General features: G+C 42.2%; 13 protein-coding genes and 1 other RNA gene. 7 read left to right on the plus strand and 7 right to left on the minus strand.

The window, feature by feature from the left end; genetic code table 11:
* From IKB69_RS04800 to ftsZ, 5 genes are all read left to right on the plus strand, one after another.
* Positions 1–1,482: site-specific DNA-methyltransferase (locus IKB69_RS04800; RefSeq protein ID WP_290946672.1), on the plus strand; the 1,482-nt coding region annotated here is incomplete at its 5' end.
* Positions 1,483–1,566: 84 nt separating this feature from the next.
* Positions 1,567–4,146, plus strand: a complete 2,580-nt coding sequence (locus tag IKB69_RS04805; RefSeq protein ID WP_290946675.1) for a DEAD/DEAH box helicase family protein — start codon at positions 1,567–1,569, stop codon at positions 4,144–4,146.
* Between the two features lie 641 nt (positions 4,147–4,787).
* A complete protein-coding gene (locus tag IKB69_RS04810; protein ID WP_290946677.1) occupies positions 4,788–6,275 on the plus strand; it encodes a peptidylprolyl isomerase in 1,488 nt (495 codons plus the stop codon).
* A 15-nt stretch (positions 6,276–6,290) separates the two neighbouring features.
* Positions 6,291–7,727, plus strand: coding sequence for a cell division protein FtsA (gene ftsA / locus IKB69_RS04815; RefSeq protein WP_290946679.1), 1,437 nt, complete (start codon positions 6,291–6,293; stop codon positions 7,725–7,727).
* A gap of 12 nt (positions 7,728–7,739) precedes the next feature.
* A complete protein-coding gene (gene ftsZ, locus IKB69_RS04820; protein WP_290946681.1) occupies positions 7,740–8,891 on the plus strand; it encodes a cell division protein FtsZ in 1,152 nt (383 codons plus the stop codon).
* A gap of 7 nt (positions 8,892–8,898) precedes the next feature.
* Here the strand turns inward: ftsZ and IKB69_RS04825 are convergent, their stop codons facing one another.
* The gene (locus IKB69_RS04825) at positions 8,899–11,034 is read right to left on the minus strand and encodes a heavy metal translocating P-type ATPase (protein WP_290946684.1); all 2,136 of its coding nucleotides are present in this window, start codon (positions 11,032–11,034) and stop codon (positions 8,899–8,901) included.
* 62 nt (positions 11,035–11,096) lie between these two features.
* An RNA gene (gene rnpB, locus IKB69_RS04830) (RNase P RNA component class A) lies at positions 11,097–11,455 on the minus strand.
* A gap of 60 nt (positions 11,456–11,515) precedes the next feature.
* Here rnpB and IKB69_RS04835 point away from each other — a divergent pair.
* Positions 11,516–12,721, plus strand: coding sequence for a hypothetical protein (locus tag IKB69_RS04835; protein ID WP_290946686.1), 1,206 nt, complete (start codon positions 11,516–11,518; stop codon positions 12,719–12,721).
* 31 nt (positions 12,722–12,752) lie between these two features.
* Here IKB69_RS04835 and pta read toward each other — a convergent pair whose 3' ends face one another.
* The 4 genes from pta to IKB69_RS04855 all read right to left on the minus strand — a co-directional run bounded on the left by pta (position 12,753) and on the right by IKB69_RS04855 (position 17,496).
* Positions 12,753–13,781 (minus strand): phosphate acetyltransferase, encoded by a 1,029-nt coding sequence (gene pta / locus IKB69_RS04840; RefSeq protein WP_290946688.1) that lies wholly within the window; start codon positions 13,779–13,781, stop codon positions 12,753–12,755.
* A 105-nt stretch (positions 13,782–13,886) separates the two neighbouring features.
* The gene (locus IKB69_RS04845) at positions 13,887–16,331 is read right to left on the minus strand and encodes a hypothetical protein (RefSeq protein WP_290946691.1); all 2,445 of its coding nucleotides are present in this window, start codon (positions 16,329–16,331) and stop codon (positions 13,887–13,889) included.
* Entirely contained in the window at positions 16,322–16,759 is a 438-nt protein-coding gene (locus IKB69_RS04850; protein WP_290946694.1) for a GtrA family protein, read from the minus strand. The genes IKB69_RS04845 and IKB69_RS04850 overlap by 10 nt, the downstream gene beginning before the upstream one ends.
* Entirely contained in the window at positions 16,756–17,496 is a 741-nt protein-coding gene (locus IKB69_RS04855; RefSeq protein WP_290946696.1) for a polyprenol monophosphomannose synthase, read from the minus strand. The genes IKB69_RS04850 and IKB69_RS04855 overlap by 4 nt, the downstream gene beginning before the upstream one ends.
* Between IKB69_RS04855 and IKB69_RS04860 the strand changes: the two genes are divergently transcribed.
* Positions 17,471–17,740, plus strand: coding sequence for a hypothetical protein (locus IKB69_RS04860; protein WP_290946699.1), 270 nt, complete (start codon positions 17,471–17,473; stop codon positions 17,738–17,740). The two genes, IKB69_RS04855 and IKB69_RS04860, sit on opposite strands and share 26 nt — an antisense overlap.
* A gap of 138 nt (positions 17,741–17,878) precedes the next feature.
* Here the strand turns inward: IKB69_RS04860 and pbpC are convergent, their stop codons facing one another.
* On the minus strand, positions 17,879–20,047 hold the full coding sequence (gene pbpC, locus IKB69_RS04865) for a penicillin-binding protein 1C (RefSeq protein WP_290946702.1): 2,169 nt from the start codon (positions 20,045–20,047) through the stop codon (positions 17,879–17,881).
* Positions 20,048–20,053 lie beyond the last annotated feature (6 nt).

Genomic DNA, 20,053 nt, shown 5'->3' on the forward strand with positions numbered 1-20,053 from the left:
AGACCGCAGCTTAAAGATAGCTTAAGCATAAGTGCTAACCTACTCATCAAAGGTAACAATCTCCTAGCGCTCCACACACTTAAAAAGAGAAAAGATATTTATGGTAAGGTAAAGCTTATTTATCTTGATCCTCCATATAACACTGGTAATGATAGCTTTAACTATAACGATAGATTTAACCACAGCACCTGGCTAACCTTTATGAAAAATCGCCTTGAAATTGCAAGAGAATTTTTAAGCGAAGATGGGGTGATATTTGTGCAATGCGATGATAACGAGCAAGCCTATTTAAAAGTGCTAATGGATGAGATTTTTGGTAGGGAGAATTTTGTAGCGTGCGGAATTTGGAATTCTATTTCTAGTGTTTTAAAACAATCTAAATTTATAAGAAAAGAACACGAATTTATCTTAATTTACGCTAAAAATAAATTAAATTTAAAATTTAATAAATTAGAAAATTCTATGAAATTTGAAAACTTGGATAATGATCCAAATGGTGCTTGGTTTAGTTCAAATGCAGCTAGTCCTAATCAAAAATCAAAAACTAATTTTTTTGGAATAAAATTACCAAATGGTGAAATTTGTGAAAGAAATTGGAAATTTACATATGAAGAATTTATAAATGGAGAAGTTTCATTATATTTTAAAGACGGAAATGTTCCTAGATTAAAGATATATGAAAAAGACTATGATAAAAATACAGCGATACAATCTAGTATTTTTATAGATTTAGGTTCTATTACAACTGCTAAAACTGAATTAAAATATATTTTTAAAGATGATTTATTTGCCACACCAAAACCCGAAGCCTTACTTCAAAGAATTATCGAAATCTCTACAAACGAAAACGACTTAGTCTTAGACTTTTTTGCTGGTAGTGGGACGACTTTAGCAGTTGCTCACAAGATGAAAAGACGCTATATAGGAATTGAGCAGATGGATTATATAGAATCCATCACCAAAGAGAGATTAAAAAAGGTAATTGAAGGCGAGCAAGGTGGAGTTAGCAAAGCTGTAGGCTGGAGTGGCGGCGGAAGCTTTGTGTATGCTGAGTTAATGCCTTTAAATGCGGTGTATAAAGAGAGAATATTATCATTGCAAAACGAAGCTTATTCTCTGTCATTGCGAGGGAGTGAAGCGAGTGAAGCAATCCATAATCAAAAAGTAGATTTTGGTATAGATTGCCACGAAAAATCTAGCGATAAGTCTTGCAATGACAAAGCAATAGAAAGAGACCTAGAAAAGCTTTACACAGAGCTAGAGTCTAAAGCCTTTGTAGATTATCGAGTGGATATACAAGCAATGCTACAAGATAAAGAATTTCACGCATTAAGCCTTGATGAAAAACTAAAGGTTTTATACACGATTTTGGATTCTAATATGGACTATGTCCCCTATGCGGATATGGAAGATAGTGAGTATGGGGTAAGTGAAGAGCTAAAGAGGCTAAATAGAATCTTTTATGGGGATGATGATGAGTGAAAGGGTGGATTACCGCGGTTTGCTACCGCAAAATCTCGCAACGACGATAAAAGCCATTTGCAATGATAAAAGAAAGGGAAAATAATGAGTGAAAATACACAAAAACTCAGTGAAGAGCTACAAAGCGCTTTAAAATATGCAAGTGTAGAAGTCCCAAGCTATATAAGCGATAATCTAAGCAAAGAGCTAAGAGAGTATCAAAAAGAAGCCTTAAAGCACTATCTTTTACAAAGGCAAAGACCTAATACAAATCATCTAATGTTTAATATGGCAACAGGCAGTGGCAAAACGCTAATAATGGCAGCTTTAATGCTTGATTTGTATAAAAGGGGATATAGGGAGTTTGTGTTTTTTGTAAATTCTAGTGAGATTGTGGAAAAGACAAGGGATAACTTTTGCGATAAGACAAGTAGTAAATATCTTTTTAAGCAAGAGATTATTGTAGATTCTAAACGCGTGGAGATAAAGAGTGTAGAGAACTTTAGCGCGTGTGATGGTGAGAGCATTAATATAAGCTTTAGCACGATACAGGGCTTACACTCACTCCTTACACAAGAGAGGGAAAATAGCTTAACTCTTGCGGATTTAGCAGGGAGAAAACTCGTGCTTATTGCCGATGAGGCACATCATCTAAACACAGAGACGAAAAGTAAGCTAACTAAAAAGCAAGAAGAAGAGAAGCAAAACTGGGAGAGCACAATAAAAAATGCCCTGAAACAAAACAAAGAAAACCTTCTACTAGAATTTAGTGCGACTATCCCAAAAGATAAGAGCGTGCTAGAAAAATATAGAGATAAAATTATCTATGAATATGCACTAAAGGAGTTTTATAGCGATAAATATAGTAAGAAAATATTTTTAGTCAAATATGAGAGTAGGGGGCTAAAGGAGCTGTATTTAGGAGCGTGTGTTTTGAGCCTTTTTAGGCAGCTTGTGGGGAGGGATTTTAATGTATGGCTAAAGCCTGTGATACTCTTTAAAAGTGGGAGCATTGCTAAGTCAAAAGAGAATGAAAAGGGCTTTTATGAGTTTTTAGATAGGCTAGATTCTAAAGAGATTGAGAGCTTTTTTGCTAAAGTGGATTCTAGCGGGGAGGAGTTATTACAAAAAGCAAAGGGGTATTTTGAAAAGGCGCTTGAAAACTATGCGTTCAAAGTAGTAGAGCATATAAAGGCTAGTTTTGATAAAAGCTACTGCATAAATATGAATGATGAAAAGGACTTAAATGCCAATCAAAAGCGAATAAATACTCTAGAATCTAGAGATAATGCTTTTCGTGTGATTTTTGCCGTAGATAAGCTTAATGAGGGCTGGGATGTGCTAAATCTCTATGATATTGTGCGACTTGATACCACAAAGGATAAAAACACGACTAAAAATGCCCAGCTTATAGGGCGGGGGGCAAGGTATTATCCATTTAGCTTTAAAGAGTATGCGAAAGATAAGCGGAAATTTGATGAATCGCGGCACGATTTAGAAGTACTAGAAGCTTTAAGCTATCATTCTTTTAATGAGAGTGGCTATATTGCCGCTTTGCAAAAAGAGCTAGACAATCAAGGCACACCAGCACAAGATAAAAGGACTCGCTACATTTTAAACCCACAAGATAAGGCACTCGCACTTGCAAGGGAGTTTGCTATACATAACTCAAAAGATTCTGCGAAAACCTTGCAGCAAGATGAGGATCTGCTCCTCCCTATAATGAGTAATGATATACGAAAGCTTAGGCAAGATGAGCATTTGTTTAGTGAGAAAATAGAAAAAGATATAAAAACAACGATAAGCACACTGCATATACCACTATTAAATAGCACGGAAAAATCGCAAGTAGAAGTCTATGAAAAGCAGGATTTTAAAGAAGATGCATTTAATACAAAAAGCTTAGAATCTATCAGCAAAGCTGCGTTTCTAAAAGCTATGAATAAGGAGGGTATAGGCTTTGATTTGCTTAAAAATCTGCGTGAAGTGGCAAGTAAAGGGGAGTTTATAGATAAGCATTTATACACACTTGAAGTGCGTTTCCACAAAAGACAGGAATTTAGCAGAAAATCGCAACTACATATTGCACTTTTTATAGCGGGGAGATTGAAAGAGATTCTAAACACAAGTACTACAAAGTGGAAAATAGAGAACTTTAGTATAAAGTATTTTACACTAAAAGCTAGAGAACTATGGAGTGAGAGAGTGCTAGAATCTAGCAAATATCAATGGCTAGTGTATGACAAAATGCTAAAGGATTCTAGCTATGAAGAGAAGTTTTTAGACTTTATCAACGGCTACGCAGGGGAGCTTGATGCAAAGTATCAACACTGGTGTGTGATACGCAATGAATGCTTTAGTGAATTTAAGCTTTTTGGTAAGAATAGTATGGGGGAGATTAGGGGGTTTAACCCAGATTTTGTGTTTTTTGGTGTAAGTGATGATAGCAGGGAAGTGCTATTTGAGTGTGTGATAGAGGCTAAGGGGGAGCAGCTAGAATCTAAGGATGAGTGGAAAGAGAGGGTTTTACTAAATTTAGAGAGAGAGCTTTTAGGGGTGAGGGAAAAGGACAAGAGTGCCAAGAATCTAAGGCTAAGAGGGCTTGGGTTTTTTAGTGTTGGCGATAAAGAAAAACAAGTGGAGTTTCAAAACGAATTTAAAAAAGTAGTGCTGGGGGCTAGCTAGAGTTTAGAATCTTTGCCTTGTATTGGCTAGGTGCAGGACTTGGGGTGCAAAAATTAGAGTTTAGATTCTAGTCAGTACTAGGTGGCGTAATTACAGAAGTGTGAAAATGGATTTAGAATATATGGGAAGCATAATTGTCAAAGAATCCGTGCTTGCATAACAATTTTTATCATATAAAAATTTTAGCGATTGCTTATTGATACGCAAACAAATAAACAGCAAAATAAATAATTGCTTGTGCAGTTTTGCTTCTAAAGCTTTAATGCTCACTTCTACACATAGAATCTATTTGTTATGCGGTTGCAAAATTACCCATCTATCTGCTAAAGTGATGGTAGTTTTGTGGTTAAATTTTTTCTATTGGTATGGGCTTGGGCATAAGCACTAGCTCCATCTATGTATCGCACTATGACTTAACAATATTTGTTAAAATTAATCTCCACCTACATAAACATCTAAATCACAAAAAGCTCGCAAATATGTTTAGGGGTTGGCACAATATCTCAAAGTTTGTCTCTAGCAAGATTAGCAACACACTTATGGTGCTGGGCAAGACTTTGCTATGAAGTGGGGTGGCGTTATTGTGGATAATGGTTTTCTGTGTTACAATCGTGCTTTATTTGTGTGGTTAGGATGGATGAATGATTGAATGGATGCAAAAGCACAAAAAATGGCTTGTGGTTACTATTTGGATTAGCACGATAGCATTTATCGGTGCTGGTGGCTTTGCTTGGGGAGTTTATGATTACTCTCTCTCTGGAAACTCTGTGGCAAAAGTGGGGCAGATAAATATTAGCAAGGCAGAGTTTGCCCAAGCGTATCAAAATGAATTTGATCGTCGCAACTACCAGCAAGGAGGCACTTTAGATGAAGCGCAAGCTAAGGAAATGGGGCTTGATCAATATGTTTTAAACAATCTTATCTCCAATGCACTTATTCGTAATTACGCGTTAGATCTAGGCTTGCGCGTGAGTGATGAGGAGATTGCTAAAGAGATTAGCTCAGGGAGAGATTATGAGTCTTTTCGCACAGATGGGGTGTTTGATCTGCAGAAGTATGACCAATTTATCGCATCTAATGGGATTACCAAGCAGTATTTTGAAGAGCAAGTGCAGCAGCAGCTTCTCACGCATAAGATTTTAGGACTCTTGCTCCCGCAAATCATCACACAGCAGCCCTTGCCAGCTACGCCGCTTGAGCGCAGTGCTTTGAGCTTTGGCTTTGCTATGCAGGATATTGTAGAGCTGGAAGTGATCCATGGAGCAAGCGTGGCAATCACCCATACTGAGAGCGCACTCAAGGCATTTTGGGAAGAACATAAAGATTCTTATCAAACGCCAGCGAGCTATAAGGTGGAGATGGTTGTTTCTCTAGCAAAGTCTCAGGTCTATGATGAAGAAGAGCTACAAAAATTCTATGAGCAAAACTACATTACTCAAGGGAGCAAAGAGATCCCAGAATCCATAAAACCCCAAGTCGTTTTAGCCCTGCAGCAGCAAAAGGCACGAGTTGCCGCACTTAAGGAGTATTCTAAGCTACAAAAATCACAGCAAGCTGATAGCAAAGAGCAGATAATCACACAAGATTCTAGTGAATACAGTCAGGAGATTATTCAAGCATTAGATTCTAGCGCTACGGGTAGTGTGCTTAAGCCTATGCCCTTGGGTGATGACTTTATCACATTAAAAATATTGGAGAAGATCCAGCCTAAGCCATATCCATTTGATGAAGTGCGCGCGCAAATCCAAGAAGAGTATAGTAAGAGTGAGCGATTAAAAGAGCTTCATAAGCTAGCATTAGCACGACTTGGGACTTTTAAAGGGCAAAAGGTTGTAGCGAGATTCCCTACGCAATCAGAGATTTCCAAGCAGCAATATAGGCTTGGTAGCCTTGACTTTTATACATCTATGGGGCTTTTGCAGTATATCTTTGATAGTCATAAAAGTGCAAATTATGCTATAATTGGCGAAAACGCGTTTTTGTTTAGGATTGTTTCGCAGTCGGTGTCGCCTATGGATTCTGCAGATAGCTATGTGGGTGCGCTTGTCAATCAGGTAAAAATGGAGCTTATGACAAGACTTGTGTTCAACTTCTTGGAGCAGCGTTATAGGGTTAAGAAGTTTATTTAGGTGTAGGAGGATAGTTTGGATCAGACGATTTTGGGCATTGATATAGGCTCCAGCAAAATCTGTGCCGTGATCGCTAGCGTGCGCGATGGTGTGCCGCACATTATTGGCGTAGGTAGGCATCGATCACAGGGGCTTAAAAAAGGCTTGGTTGTCAATATCGACTTGGCAAGCAAGGCTATCAAGGCTGCAGTGGAAGAGGCAAAGAGTCAGGCTGAGGGGACAGAATCTATCAACAAAGCCATTGTCTCTGTCTCTGGTGCTTATACAAAGAGTGTATTGAGCTCTGGTGTTTATAATGTTACAGAAAATGAAATTACTATTCGGGAGATTGGTAAGGCACTTAATAATGCTGTTTATAATGCCTCAATCCCACAGGAATTTGATGTCATTCATGTGCTTCCATATAAATTCCGCCTTGATGAGCAAGACCACATAGAAGATCCTATGGGTATGACTGGGCGCAGGCTTGAGGTATTTGCACATATTGTTACAGCGCAGCACTCAAGCCTAGAGAATCTGCGCAGGACAATTCAGCTAGCTGGCGTTGAGATACAAAATATCGTGCTAGCTTCCTATGCTTCTTCAATTGCTGTACTTAGTGATGATGAGAAGAACCTAGGCGTGGCGTGTATTGATATTGGTGGAAGCACTTGTGAGATTATGATCCACGATGGCAATGCTATGCGCTATAACAATTTCTTTGGTGTTGGATCGCATCATATTACAAGCGATCTTGCCATAACGCTAAATACAAAGATTTCTGCTGCCGAAGAGGTCAAAATCCGTTATGGAGACTTAGGTATAAAAAGCGATGGTGAGACAGGTGATCAGATGCAAGGTGATCAAATGATTGAAGTGCCATCTGTGGGCGTAGATGAGGCGGTGCATTTTGTCGAGCTGGCTAAGGCACAAGAAGTAATTAAAGCGCGCGTTCTAGAGACTTTTAGCGTGCTCACCCGATATATTGATCAAAGTGGGCTTAAGGATAGGCTTGGTGCGGGAATTGTTCTAACAGGCGGAATGATGAATATGCAGGGCATCCGTGATCTTGCAAAGGTGTTTTTCCACAATATGCCTACAAGGATTTCAAAAACTATTGAAATGCCCGGGATTTATGATGAGTTGCGAGATCCTTCGTATTCCACGGTGCTTGGATTGATTTGGTATGGGGCTGGTAAATGCACAAATTATGAGCGCGATTCAATGATGAAGATCTGTCATAAAGAGACCAAGAATCAAGATGCACTGCCAGCTTTCTCGCAGTCAAACTCATACGCTCCAAATCGCGACTATCAAAATATCTTAGATACGGATTTGTCAAATCTCAAGGAAGATCTCGCACAAGGAGCAAGAAGCCAGGCAAGCATACCAAGTGCGAATCGAGGCAAGGGTGAGTTTTCTCTTAGCAAGGCAAAGCAAGCTTTCACCAAGTTTGCAGAGAAATTATTTTAGAAAGGAAGTGCGATGCAAGATACCCACATAGAAGTTCAAGAAATTAGGCAGACAAAAGGGGCGAAGATCATTGTTGTTGGTGTGGGTGGTGGTGGCTCAAATATGGTGGCGCATTTACATCACAATAACCAATACCAAGATCTTACTTTGATCGTGGCAAATACCGACTATCAGCACCTTAGTGTAAGCCCAGTGCCAAATAAAATTCAGCTGGGCGAACGACTTACAAGTGGCTTGGGTGCTGGGGCAGATGATGAGGTAGGCAAAAAAGCTGCGCTAGAGAGTGCCGATGAGATTAAGCAGGCTTTGAGTGGAGCGGATATGGTGATTGTGTGTGTTGGACTTGGTGGTGGGACAGGCACGGGGGCGGCTCCTGTGGTGGCACAAATTGCTAAAGACTTGGGGGCATTGACTGTTGCTGTTACGACTAAGCCTTTTGTTATGGAGGGCTCAAAGCGTGCAAAAACTGCACAAAGAGGGTTTGATGAGCTTAATAAAATCACCGACTCTATTATTGTTGTCCCTAATGATAAGGTCCTATCGATTATTGGGAAGAATACCGGCTTAAGAGAGAGTTTCCGTCATATTGATGATGTGTTGGCGCGTGCGGCTAATGGTATATCAAGTGTGATTTTGACCTGTGGTGCTGGTGATATTAATGTGGATTTTGCTGATTTGACTCGTGTTATGAAGCATCAGGGGCTGGCACTTATGGGTGTAGGTGAAGGCTCTGGAGAAAATGCTTGCATAGATGCCTTGCGCAATGCTATAGAATCTCCACTTTTTGACAATCTCTCTATAAGCGGAGCTAGAGGTGTGCTTATGAATTTTGAAATACACCCTGATTACCCATTGTCCCAGATAGCAGATGCATTAAGCTATATTTTCGAAGTCGCCGATGCTGATGGGTCGGATATTATTTGGGGGACAAATTGTGATGAGAGTCGTCCATTAGATTTTATGCGTGTGACGGTGATTGCCACAGGGTTTGAAAAAAACATAACTACCTCCCATCAAACGCCGCATCAGGAAGTCAAGCAGCCAGCGGCTAAAGCACAGCAAGAAACTCTCCAAATGGATCTTACCGCGTTGTTGCGCGCAAGTGGAAGCGATGAGGTGGTTGATTATGATAGTCCAGCGTGGCAGCGAGCGAAGAAGGACTAGATAAGATTTACTTATGGCTCTGTGAGCTGGCAAGTTTGTTGGCACTTGTCATCGTGCGCATAGCATTTGCTAACGCTAGCAGTGCCACACCCACATCGCCAAACACTGCCTCCCAAATACTTGTTGCCCCAAAAATACCCAAGATGATAAATAGCCCCTTTATCCCAAGTGCTAGGGCAATGTTTTCGTAGATGATGGTTTTTGTCTTTTTGGCGATTTTGATGGCTTGTAAGAGAGAGTCTAGCGAGCTATTAAGCACGATAATATCAGCTTTTTGTTGCGAGAGATCGCTTCCGCTTCCCATAGCGACTCCCACATCGGCAAGTGCGAGTGTGGGCGCATCATTGATCCCATCACCCACAAAGCCGACCTTCCCTCTGCTTTGCGCCTTAAGCTTTGCAAAAAGTGCTACTTTATCTTGTGGTAGAAGCTCGCTGTGATAAGCGATAGAGAGTTGCTTGCCTACGATTTTGCAAGGATACTCCCCATCGCCACTTAGCATAATTGGCGTGATATGTAGTCGCTTTAGCTCATCTATCACGCGTTTAGATTCTACTTTAAGCTCATCAGCGATGGTGATGTAGCCTAGGTAGCGTTTATCTACGCTTATATGCACAATCGTGCCATCTATATCGCAAGTGCTATGCGGGATAGAAAATTTATGCAAAATTTTGTCATTACCTGCGATGATCTCTCTGCTATCACACACCGCGCGCACACCAAGCCCAGAAAACTCTTCAAACTCGCTGATATGATGAGTGTGTGCTATATCCATATAGGCTTGTTTGATTGATTGAGCTATGGGGTGGCTTGAGAGATTTTGCGCGCACACAGCAAAGCCTAGAATCTCTCTTTTGCTCACGCCTTCTTCAGGCACAATTTCTGCGACCTTAAACACACCCTTTGTCAGCGTACCTGTTTTATCAAAGCTTAGCATACTAAGCTGGCTTAGGGCTTCTAGGTAGCTTGAGCCTTTAAGTAGCACACCAACTTTTGAGCAAGCAGCAATCCCGCCAAAATACCCAAGCGGCACAGAGATGACAAGCGCGCAAGGGCAGCTTACCATAAGCACAACAATTGCACGATACGCCCATTCATAGAGATTCTGGCTATAGGCGTTGCTTGCAAAAAGTGGTGGCACAAAGGCGATACACAAAGCAGCAAAAAATACAATGGGTGTGTAATATCTGGCAAAAGAGGTGATAAAACTCTCAGTCTTCGCCTTTTTTGCCGTGGCATTTGCGATGAGTTCGTTGATCTTGGCAATTTGACTTATGTGGTAGGGGCGCAAGACGCGTAGTTTTGCTGGGGAATGTAAGACAATCGATCCTGCTAGAATCTCAGTATTTTGGTTGTTTGTAGTGGGAAGAGATTCTCCACTAATGGCACTTGTATCAAAGCTAGCTAGCTCATCAAGCAATACGCAATCCACTGGCACCATCTCTCCAGCAAGCACGATGATTTTATCATTTGGCATAAGCTCTTGTGCTGCTATATCAATAGTTTTTTTGTTGTGGATTTTATGGGCTTTTGGTGGGGTGAGATTGGCTAGGGCGTTGATAGACTCCATACCTTTGCGCACGCTGGCATTTTGCAAATACTCCCCTACGCAAAAAAAGAGCATAATCCCAACTGCCTCTTCGCTTGCCCCGATGATAAAAGCTGCAATAGAAGCTACGATCATTAACACATTTTCATTGAAAAACTCCTTGCGCCTAGCATTGCGCAAGGCACGCTTGAACACCTCTTTGCCTGCGATGATATACAGCACAATATGCCCTAGCCATAGCATAGTTTTGTAGGATTCATAATCTTTTTGCCTAGCACTTTCTAGCGGTGCAAGTAGTGCATACTCTACTACTAAGCTTGCAAGAAACACAGCAATTAACCCCAGCAAGACAAATAGCTCAATACTAAGAAATTTGCGTGCTGATCGTCTCTCTTCTAGGTGTGATAGGCGCACTTGTGGCTCTACTTGCGTGATGAGTGTTTGAAGCTTTTGTATATCATTGCAATCAGTTTGCAAAGTGCTAGTGGCGAAATTTACTCGTGCTTGTCCTATGCCTTGCGCTTTGCGCAAGGCAGATTCTAGCTTGGCAGCACAATTTGGGCAATCGAGATTCTCTAGTCGATATTGTTGCATAAAATTATCCATATAGCGAAATGGTCTAGTGAAGTGTAGCGCATAAAGGCAATGATTGTGTACGGAGCTGGTTTAGTATAAGCCGAGTTCTGTCAAGGGTGGCTATTTATCTAGGATATATTTCACAATATATCTCAAGCAAAGAGCAAAATTTAAGACATTTACCACGCTCTTCTTGCTACGGATTGGGTTTACATAGCGAGTCTAATTGCTTAGGCTCCGGTAGGCTCTTACCCCACCTTTTCACCCTTACCTAAACATAGATTCTAGCTCTAGAGCCAGAATCTATGTTTAGGCGGTTCTTTTCTGTTGCACTTTCCCTTAGGTTACCCTAGCCATTTGTTAAATGGAATCCTGTCTTTGTAGCTCGGACTTTCCTCCCCTTAAGCCTATGCTAAGGAGCAGCCACCACTAAACCAGCCCATAGATTATAGCAAATTACGCTAAAATGCTACTTCCATAATTGTATTTAGGAGATTTTATGCGAGTATGTTTGGGGCTGCTGTGTTATATTAGCGTGTGCTTTGGTGCGCATTTGCTTGATGATGATCCTAGGGATTTGGATGAGTCTCTAGAATCTAAAAAGATAGAATCTAGCAGACAAATAGCCCCAGAGCAGCTCACTAACATCACATACAAGAATCCAGCGCGAACAATGCTTGATCCGCGTGCTTCAATTGGCTTTGACTCCTACCTTGATAATTTAGAGGGTGATAGTGCGCTTTGGGCTGCGCGCACACTCTATGCCCTGCGTCTTAGCCCAGAGATAGGACTTGGGATCAATCACAAGCACGCGCTGATGCTTGGGGGCTTTGTGCTACAAAATATGGGCGCACGCACTTTCCCCACAAAGGCAAATGTTACTGCTTACTATGCGTATAATAATGAAGGCTTTGGAAGCTTGATGGGAATTTTTCCGCGCACAAAACTTAAAGGGCATTATCCGCTTAGCTTCTTCCGCCCAGATTTTTTGTTTTTCTCGCCAAATGTCAATGGGCTAGCACTTAATATCCACACAAAAGGTGCGCTACTAGCTCTTAGAGGGGAATTTGTGTTTGATTGGTATGGGTTGAGCAAGAGATATGATGAGTTTTACGCTCTAGCGCATGCTGAAGCTACTATGCTGCACTTCCTTTATCTGCGCGCAAATGGGCTTATTTATCACATCAAAAATGAAGAGCTCCTTAGCGCAGATGGTAGCAAAAACCCAGCCAACCCACTTTTGCCAAATACACAGCTTTTGGATAAGATTTTGTATGAAGTGGCTTTTGGGGTGGATTTTGCGAAGTTTGTAAGCGTTGAGCACTTGCAAAAAGCAGATATTGGCATAGTGGCTTTAGGAAGTCTAGAGCGCAAGAGACGAGCTAGTGGGCTTGGGGATTTCTATGTCGGTAGTGGAGGAGAGATAAGGGCAAGCTTGCAGTATAAAAGGTTTGGCATAGAGGAGAGCTATTACTTTGGCAAGCCACAAATGCGGTATTTTGGGGAGTATGGAGAAAGCGTGTATAATGGGCTACCCTTTTACCAAGCCTCATCGTTTAATCGCATAAATGCCTATTATGAGTATAGAGACGACTTTTTGCGGCTCAATGTCGGGTTTGCATTTTATAACTTTGATAGGCAATTCGCACTCTCTCAAATGCTCACCCTAACCCTTGATACTCAAAAGATTTTCAAGCAATTTTAAGGGCTAGAATCTAGTGCCGCATTTATGCACACTAGCTTTGTGCTTGGAGTGCGGTTAGTGCGACTACGCCGACAATATCAAGTGCGCTACACCCTCTTGATAGGTCATTGATAGGAGCTGCCATACCCTGTGAGATAGGTCCATACGCTTCAGCTTTAGCAAACCGCTGGACAAGCTTATAGCCGATATTACCTGCATCAAGATCGGGAAAGACAAGCACATTTGCCTTGCCAGCAACATTTGAGCCTTTTGCCTTAGAAGATCCCACACTTGGGACAATGGCTGCATCAAGCTGCAGCTCTCCATCAATGGCAATATTGGGGGCAAGCTCTTTGGCAATCTTTGTCGCTTGCACAACCTTGCTTACATCATCGTGTTTGGCACTGCCATAGGTGGAGTGGCTAAGCATTGCTACATAAGGCGTAGCTTTAATGACAGATTGAAAGCTCTTCGCACTAGAAATTGCAATATGAGCAAGCTCTTGTGGCGTTGGATTCTGGCATAGCGCACAATCAGAAAACACTAAAATCCCATTTTCCCCATAGGTGTTATCAGGCATTACCATTATAAAAAAGCTTGATACAACCGCTGCATCTTTTGCCGTACCTACAATCTGCAACGCCGCACGCAAGACATCAGAAGTCGCGTGGATCGCCCCTGCAACCATACCATCAGCCTTGCTGGATTTCACTAGAGCTGCGCCAAAATACAGCTTATCTCCGAGCAAAAGCTCACGCGCTTTGGTGGCATCCATCCCCTTTTGCCCTCGTAGCTCGACAAAAAGTGCGATAAATTCTTCTAGCAGGCTGGATTCCTTGGGGTTTATGAAAGTGGCTTTTTCAAGGTAGGCTAGTGCCTGTTCTTGTGAGATTTCTGCTAGATTTAGTTCTCTTGCTTTTGTTAGGATCTCTTCTTTATCGCCTAGTAGGATAATATTTGCAAACTCTTCTTTAAGCACCAAAATCGCTGCTTCTATCGTGCGTTCATCGCTTGTCTCTGGCAGGACTATGGTCTTTTTCTGCGCTTTTGCCTTTGCCTTGATTGCTTCTATAAAGCTCATTTTCTCTCCTTATGTGTAAGTGGATTCTCATTAATCTTAAGCAAAGTTGCCTAAAGCCGCTTATATTTTCACGCACAAATTTTTCTAAGCTTTTCTTATTGTAACTTAGAATATGACTTTATAGATGAAATCTTGGGACTCCTTTAGATCTCTTTCTTTTTGTATCCCAAAGGGAATGGGCTGGATTCTAGCTCCATTTGTGCTAAGTGTGCTTAAGACTGCTTGCATAGTGGGCTTATCGATAAAGTAGCTATCAATATAGAGTATATCGCCTTTGCGGAAGTGTCTTTGTGTTAGCTCTAGCACACTTATGCGTAAAAACTCCGCGCTAGGCTTAAATCCATAGATCTCATACTGCCGCTGCTTTGTAGCCATTGCCGTATGTAAATCAATGATATAAATTCTAGGCTTTTGTGCTGGATTTTTATGGGCTTCATTGTTGGAATCTAGCGTGATGAAACGGAATTTCGCGCGTGTATTATCCCCCACGCCAATAGGTTGGACTCTATGATCAAGTAGGCTTATACTAACTATGCATACAAGTAGAGCGATGAGAAAGCTAGCATTTTTGCCTGCCACTTTTCTAGCAAAAAGCACAAGAGCTGTGGCACAAAGTGCTAGCATAAAGGCATAAGTAGCATAAATGGCGTATTTAGGGTAGTAAATGGGGCGTATAAAGCTAGCGATAAATGGCAGCAGTACTCCAAGGACTATAATAATTACACAGAAGTTAAGGAAGCGATTTTTGAGCATAGGAGTTAGTAACAACAGCACGATAAAGATAAAAGCCCCACTAGAGCTACCAAAGGCTTGTGGCAGAAACTGCAGTAGTCCATTAAGCGAAGGAGCTGGAATCCAAGTGTTAAAGCTTGTATCGCCTAATGCTTGCGAAAAAGCCGTGATAGCAAAAAATGGCATTAAAGAGCTAGCGATAAGTATATCTAGTAGCAGTAGTGCCATTAGCTTTTTGCGCTTTTGCTCGGTGCTAAGCTCTGTAGCTCGCCAAGTAAGGGCGGCACTTGCGATAAAGCCAGCTAGGATCATTACCGCGCCAAAATAGTGCGTATTGCACACCATAGCCCCAAGTAGCACATAGCCTAGTGTGTTTGAGATCTTTGGGGCTTTAAGGAAATGTAGCAAAAAGTAAAACACAAATGGTAGCAGTGCTAGCTCTAGCACATAGCCACGCACTTCGTGTGCTGCGCCGATGGCGACAAAAGAGATGGCATAAAAAAACGCCCCTAGAGTGGGTATGAGTAATCGTGGGTTTTTGGTGGATTTGGTTTTACGCGATTGCCTGCAGTCATTACCTTCTAGGTAACTCCCTTGCCAATTGCTTGAAGACTCAGATCTACTAAATAAACTGCGGCTTTGCCTTGTTTTTTCATCGCAAACCCTAGAGTCATTTGCTGGCATTTTTAGATTTTGTGTTTTGCTATGACTACTCAAATCCAAATTCTCACAAGCGTGATCGCGCAAAAGCAAGTAAATCCCTACTACCCCCAAGCTCCCAATCACCACGCTTAAACTCCTAGCAGCCCCACTTGTGTAGCCAAAGCAGTGTAGCCATAGCTTTAGCAAGAAGTTGTAAAAGGGTGGATTCCCCGGGTCTTTAAACACACTTGCAAAATCTCCATCAGGGTAACCCACAACGCCTACAGAGTAGAGCTCATCGCCCCATAAGCTAAAGCTATCATAGTGATAAAGTCGCAAGATTAAGGCAAGGGCTAGAATCAATCCTAGAGTAATAAGCTCTTGATATTTTGTTGCTTGATTTTGCCTAGAGCAACTAGGTTTTAGCGCGATCCACGCTAGCACACACACAAGCCATAGTGGCAAAAATGGCGGCGAAAGAAAATAGTAGAAAAATCCAAGCCAAATAGAGTCAAATATTGTAGAGCCATAGAGATTTATGATCTCGCTAGAGGCATTGAGCTTGTAGCTGGATAGATCTATGGTGAGTGTTTGACTGGATTCTAGTATTTGAGTTTCATTCCTAGAATCCACTTTTTCACTTCGCGCTTGGCTTTCTGCTAAGATTCTAGGAGTTGCGGTAGTGTCAGTGGTGCTTTTTGTGGATTTTGGGGTAGAGCTAGACGGGCGGTCTGCAGTTGTCCTAAAATCCACAAAATCGCCGCTATGATTACCCAAGACCGAATCTATCGACTCCCTATTAACATAAAAACTCTCACTCCCCATAGTGATAGCGATAAACTCTATCCTCTCCATATCGCTTACATTCGCGCTAAGCTTTAGGCTAGTGAGTGGCGCAGTGATAACATTCCTAGCTAGGGCGCAGATATGCGCACTAGAATCTAAAGTGTAGAATCTAAATGGCTCTTGCACTTTGCCATAATCTAGCGCGATTTTATTGGTGCTAGCACTAAGTTTGTAGGCTTCACAAGGGCTTGTAGTAGCGATGGTGATATGCGTAGGGGCGAAAGCATTTGGCACATCGGCATAGCTTTTGGTATAGATTGGCTTAAGCACAATCATAGCAACAGCGATGACTAGGCAGATAACAAAGTAGGCTTGTGGAGTTAGTCGCATTGATGTTCCTTATAGATGAGAAGTTTGGCAAAGAGAAAGTTGCTAATAAATGCACAGATAATGCAAAAGGCTTGGAGGCACATAAACACTCCGCGCCTAAGCACACTAGAATCTAGCTCTAAAAATATAGATGCAAGCAGCTCTAAACAGGGCTCTAGTAAGAGCTTTTGGCACAGAGCTAGGATAGAGAGATTAACACAAAGTCCAAAGAGATTTGCCCCCACATAGCCCAAATATGCGCGCCATTTTAAGCTATGCTTGAAAGTAAAAGTTGCATTTAGTATATAGTTTTGGCTAACTGCTAGGGCAAAGCACAAGCAGGCATTGAGCAAATACCACACATTGAAAAAATCAAGCACATAAAAGCACGCAAGATTGCTTAAAACTCCCAGTACACCAACAAAGCTAAAGCTGATAAGCCCTCTCACTCGCGCACCTTTTTGGAAGAAATTTTGATAGCTTGCAAGCGTAAAAATGGCGTGCGCCACAGGGCTTCTAGTACGATTGTTTTGCTCATTTTAGACTTACCAGCTATGCGATCTTCAAAGATTATAGGTAGCTCAAGAATTCTTAGTCTAGCTTTGTAGGCGCGGTATTTCATCTCAATTTGGAAGCAGTAGCCACTAGATTTTATGCTATGGAGATTGATCGCGCGTAGCGCGCGTGTAGAGTAGGCATTAAAGCCTCCGGTAAAGTCCATAACCCTAGCCCCAAGCCAGAATCTAGCATACAAAGAGCCAAAGCGCGAGAGAATCTTGCGCGAAATTCCCCAGCCCACAACGCCACCACCAATAATATTGCGCGAATTTATAATGACATCAAAGCAGGAAAGATTGTGTAGGGTTTGGCTTAGGTAGCGGGGGTGGTGAGAAAAGTCGGCATCCATTTGGATAAAGTGCGAGAAGCCACGCTTTAATCCCCAAGAAAAGCCATCGATATACGCGCTTGCTAGCCCTAGTTTGCCCGTGCGCTTTAAGATATGGAGGTTGGGGTAGATGGGGGAGAGTGAAGCTAGGATTTCTTGCGTGCCATCAGTGGAGTTGTCATCGATGATTAGGATATGTATTTTGGGATAAAGGTAAAAAATCTCGCGCAAAAGTGGAGAGATGTTGGAGACTTCATTGTAGGTGGGGATGCAGATGAGCGGTGTTGGCTTGGGTGTCATATTTGGCACTTGGCTTTTACTAGAATCTAGCTTTAATTGTGCCTGCGAGTCGTTTGGAATCTTTGCGTTTTGGGTAAAGATTCTAGAATCCTTTGCTAGCTCGTTTGGGATTGTTGTGTTTGCGGGATTTAATTTTCTGTCATTTGTGCCAGTGGTAGCGTGGCAATCCACGCTAGAATCTAGCTTTTTAGATTCTAGCTCTTGTGTGTGGTTAGATCCTAGGTATTGGCTAGGGCTGTTGTAATGATAGGAACTACTAGGAGAGCTAGTGGGGCTATGCTGTTTGCCTTCTACTCTATGCTGCCCCCCCCCCTAAGCGTTTAATACAATAAAGTTGCATAGTTAAATCCTTGTAAAAAGCAGTGATTATACTATATATTTATCATTTTAGCATTTCAAAGCGCACGCTAGAATGTTCGCCTTGCTGCGTGATGACATAGAGCGTGTTTGTGCCAATTTTGGGAGAGATTTTTAGCCGCCCGATCTGGCTTGTGCCGATAAACTCGTTGTTTAAAAAAAAGTAGGATAGCTCTTTGCTTTGCACTAGTGCTACAATGCTATCATCGCTAGGAGATAGGCGCGAGAAGCGCAGATCTTGGGTAGGGTAGATGATAATAGAGCTATCTTTGCTTAGCTGCTCTTTTGTGCGTAAGGGCTTAGCGTAGTAAGGCATAGTAGCAAGCTTGGCATTTTTCTCTAAAGTGCGGTAGCCATCGCTATCGATACGCACTTGGCGGAATCTAGGTGCATTTGCCCACTTGCCCACTTGTCTCCACTCCTTAAACTCGCGCGCATTATTGCCACCTAAAAGCTCAAAAATATCAAACATAGCCACCCCGGCGATTTCTCTGCCTGTGAGATTGGTGCTAGCTTTTGCATTGAAATTTCCGCCCCACACCGCCACGACAAACTCATCACTCACGCCAATCGCCCAGCTATCGACATTGCCATAACTTGTTCCGCTCTTCCACGCTACTTTATGTGCAAAAACAGAGCTTCTAGCATTTACGGGTAGATTAAGTAGGGCTTCTAGGGTTAAATGCGTGCTTGCTTGGGAGACTCCAGCTTTGGCTGATGTGTGGATATAATCTTGTGTGAGATCTTTTTGAGGTGTTTTGTGTGCTTGTATCCGCTCTCTTATGTCTTGGTTTAAAAGATTTGGCGTGATAAACTCTCCGCCCCGCCTAAGCCCTAGGTAGAGCGTGGCAAGCTGGTAGAGACTAAGCTCCTTTGTCCCAAGTATTAGAGAAAGCCCATATTTAGCGTAATCTCGGTCGCTAAAGGGCGCATTTTCGCGCAAAAAGTAAAAAAACTCCTGCACACCATACTCTTGTAGCAGCGCGACAAAGGGTGCATTAAGCGAGTTGCGCAATGCCCATAGTGCGCTTGCTTGCCCATAGAATTGGCGTGAGTTGTTGTGGGGATTGAAATTGCCGTAGAATTGATTGGTGTCTTTGAGTTTGGTTTGGGGGATTATAAGCCCAGAATCTAGGGCTAGTGCGTAGAGAAATGGCTTAAGCGTTGAGCCGACATTGCGCTTTGCTTGCACACCATCAACTTGCCCAAGCTGTGCTAGATCATAAAAATCTTGCGAGCCGACATAGCCTAAGACATCGCCACTTTTTGCCTCTAGCACAAGGCAGGAGAGATTTGCCACGCCTTTATCTTGTGTGATTTGGGCGTAGTCTTTCAGTATAGATTCTAGGTGTAGCTGGAGTGGTTTGCTAAGTGTGGTGTGAAAGACTCTTTGGCTTGAGTGCTTGGCTAGGTAGTGAGTTAAGTGTGGGGCTATGGAGTTTGACTTTTGTAAGGTGGGGGCTGGCTCTAGCAGGGCTAGTTTGTAGTCCATCTCGCTAATAAGCCTAGAATCTAACGCTCTTTTTAGCAGCATATCACGCTTTTGTAGGAGCTTTTGCGGATTGGTAAAAAGTAGGTTGGGCGTGTTTGGTAGCACAGCGAGCAAGGCGGCTTGGGCTGGGGTTAGGCTCTCTAGTTGGCGGTGGAAGTAAAGTAGGGCAGCACTCTTTATGCCCACAATATTGCTACCATAGGGTGTATTGTCAAGATACATACGCAAGATTTCTTGCTTGCTTGTGTTAGATTCTAGGCGCAGAGCTTGGAGTGTTTGGGTAAATTTATTCCACAAGGTGCGCTTATCTCTACTGCCAAGCTTTGCTACTTGCATAGTGATAGTGCTAGCTCCGTGGCGTTTTTGGAGGGTGAGATTGACCCAAATCGTGCGCATAAGTGCTAGCAAATCTACCCCATAGTGTTGGTAAAATCGCTGATCTTCATAGAGTATGACAAGGTTTTGCACAAGTTCTGGTAGTGGGGTTTTGTCAGTATTAATACTGACTTTGAAATTATCTTGCTCATTGACAAAAAAGCTTAGTAGCTCATCATCTCTATCAAAGCTTACTAAAGACTCTTGCTCAAAGGTAAGTTTGCTTGTATCACTAAGCACCCACAATAAACTCACAAATACCACGCAAAGCCCCGCCACACTCCATAGTCTTAAGCGTTTTGCAGAGATATTTGGGGGCTTTAGCATAGCAGT

The sequence above is a fragment of the Helicobacter sp. genome (assembly GCF_017502485.1).
Lineage (GTDB): Bacteria > Campylobacterota > Campylobacteria > Campylobacterales > Helicobacteraceae > Helicobacter_B.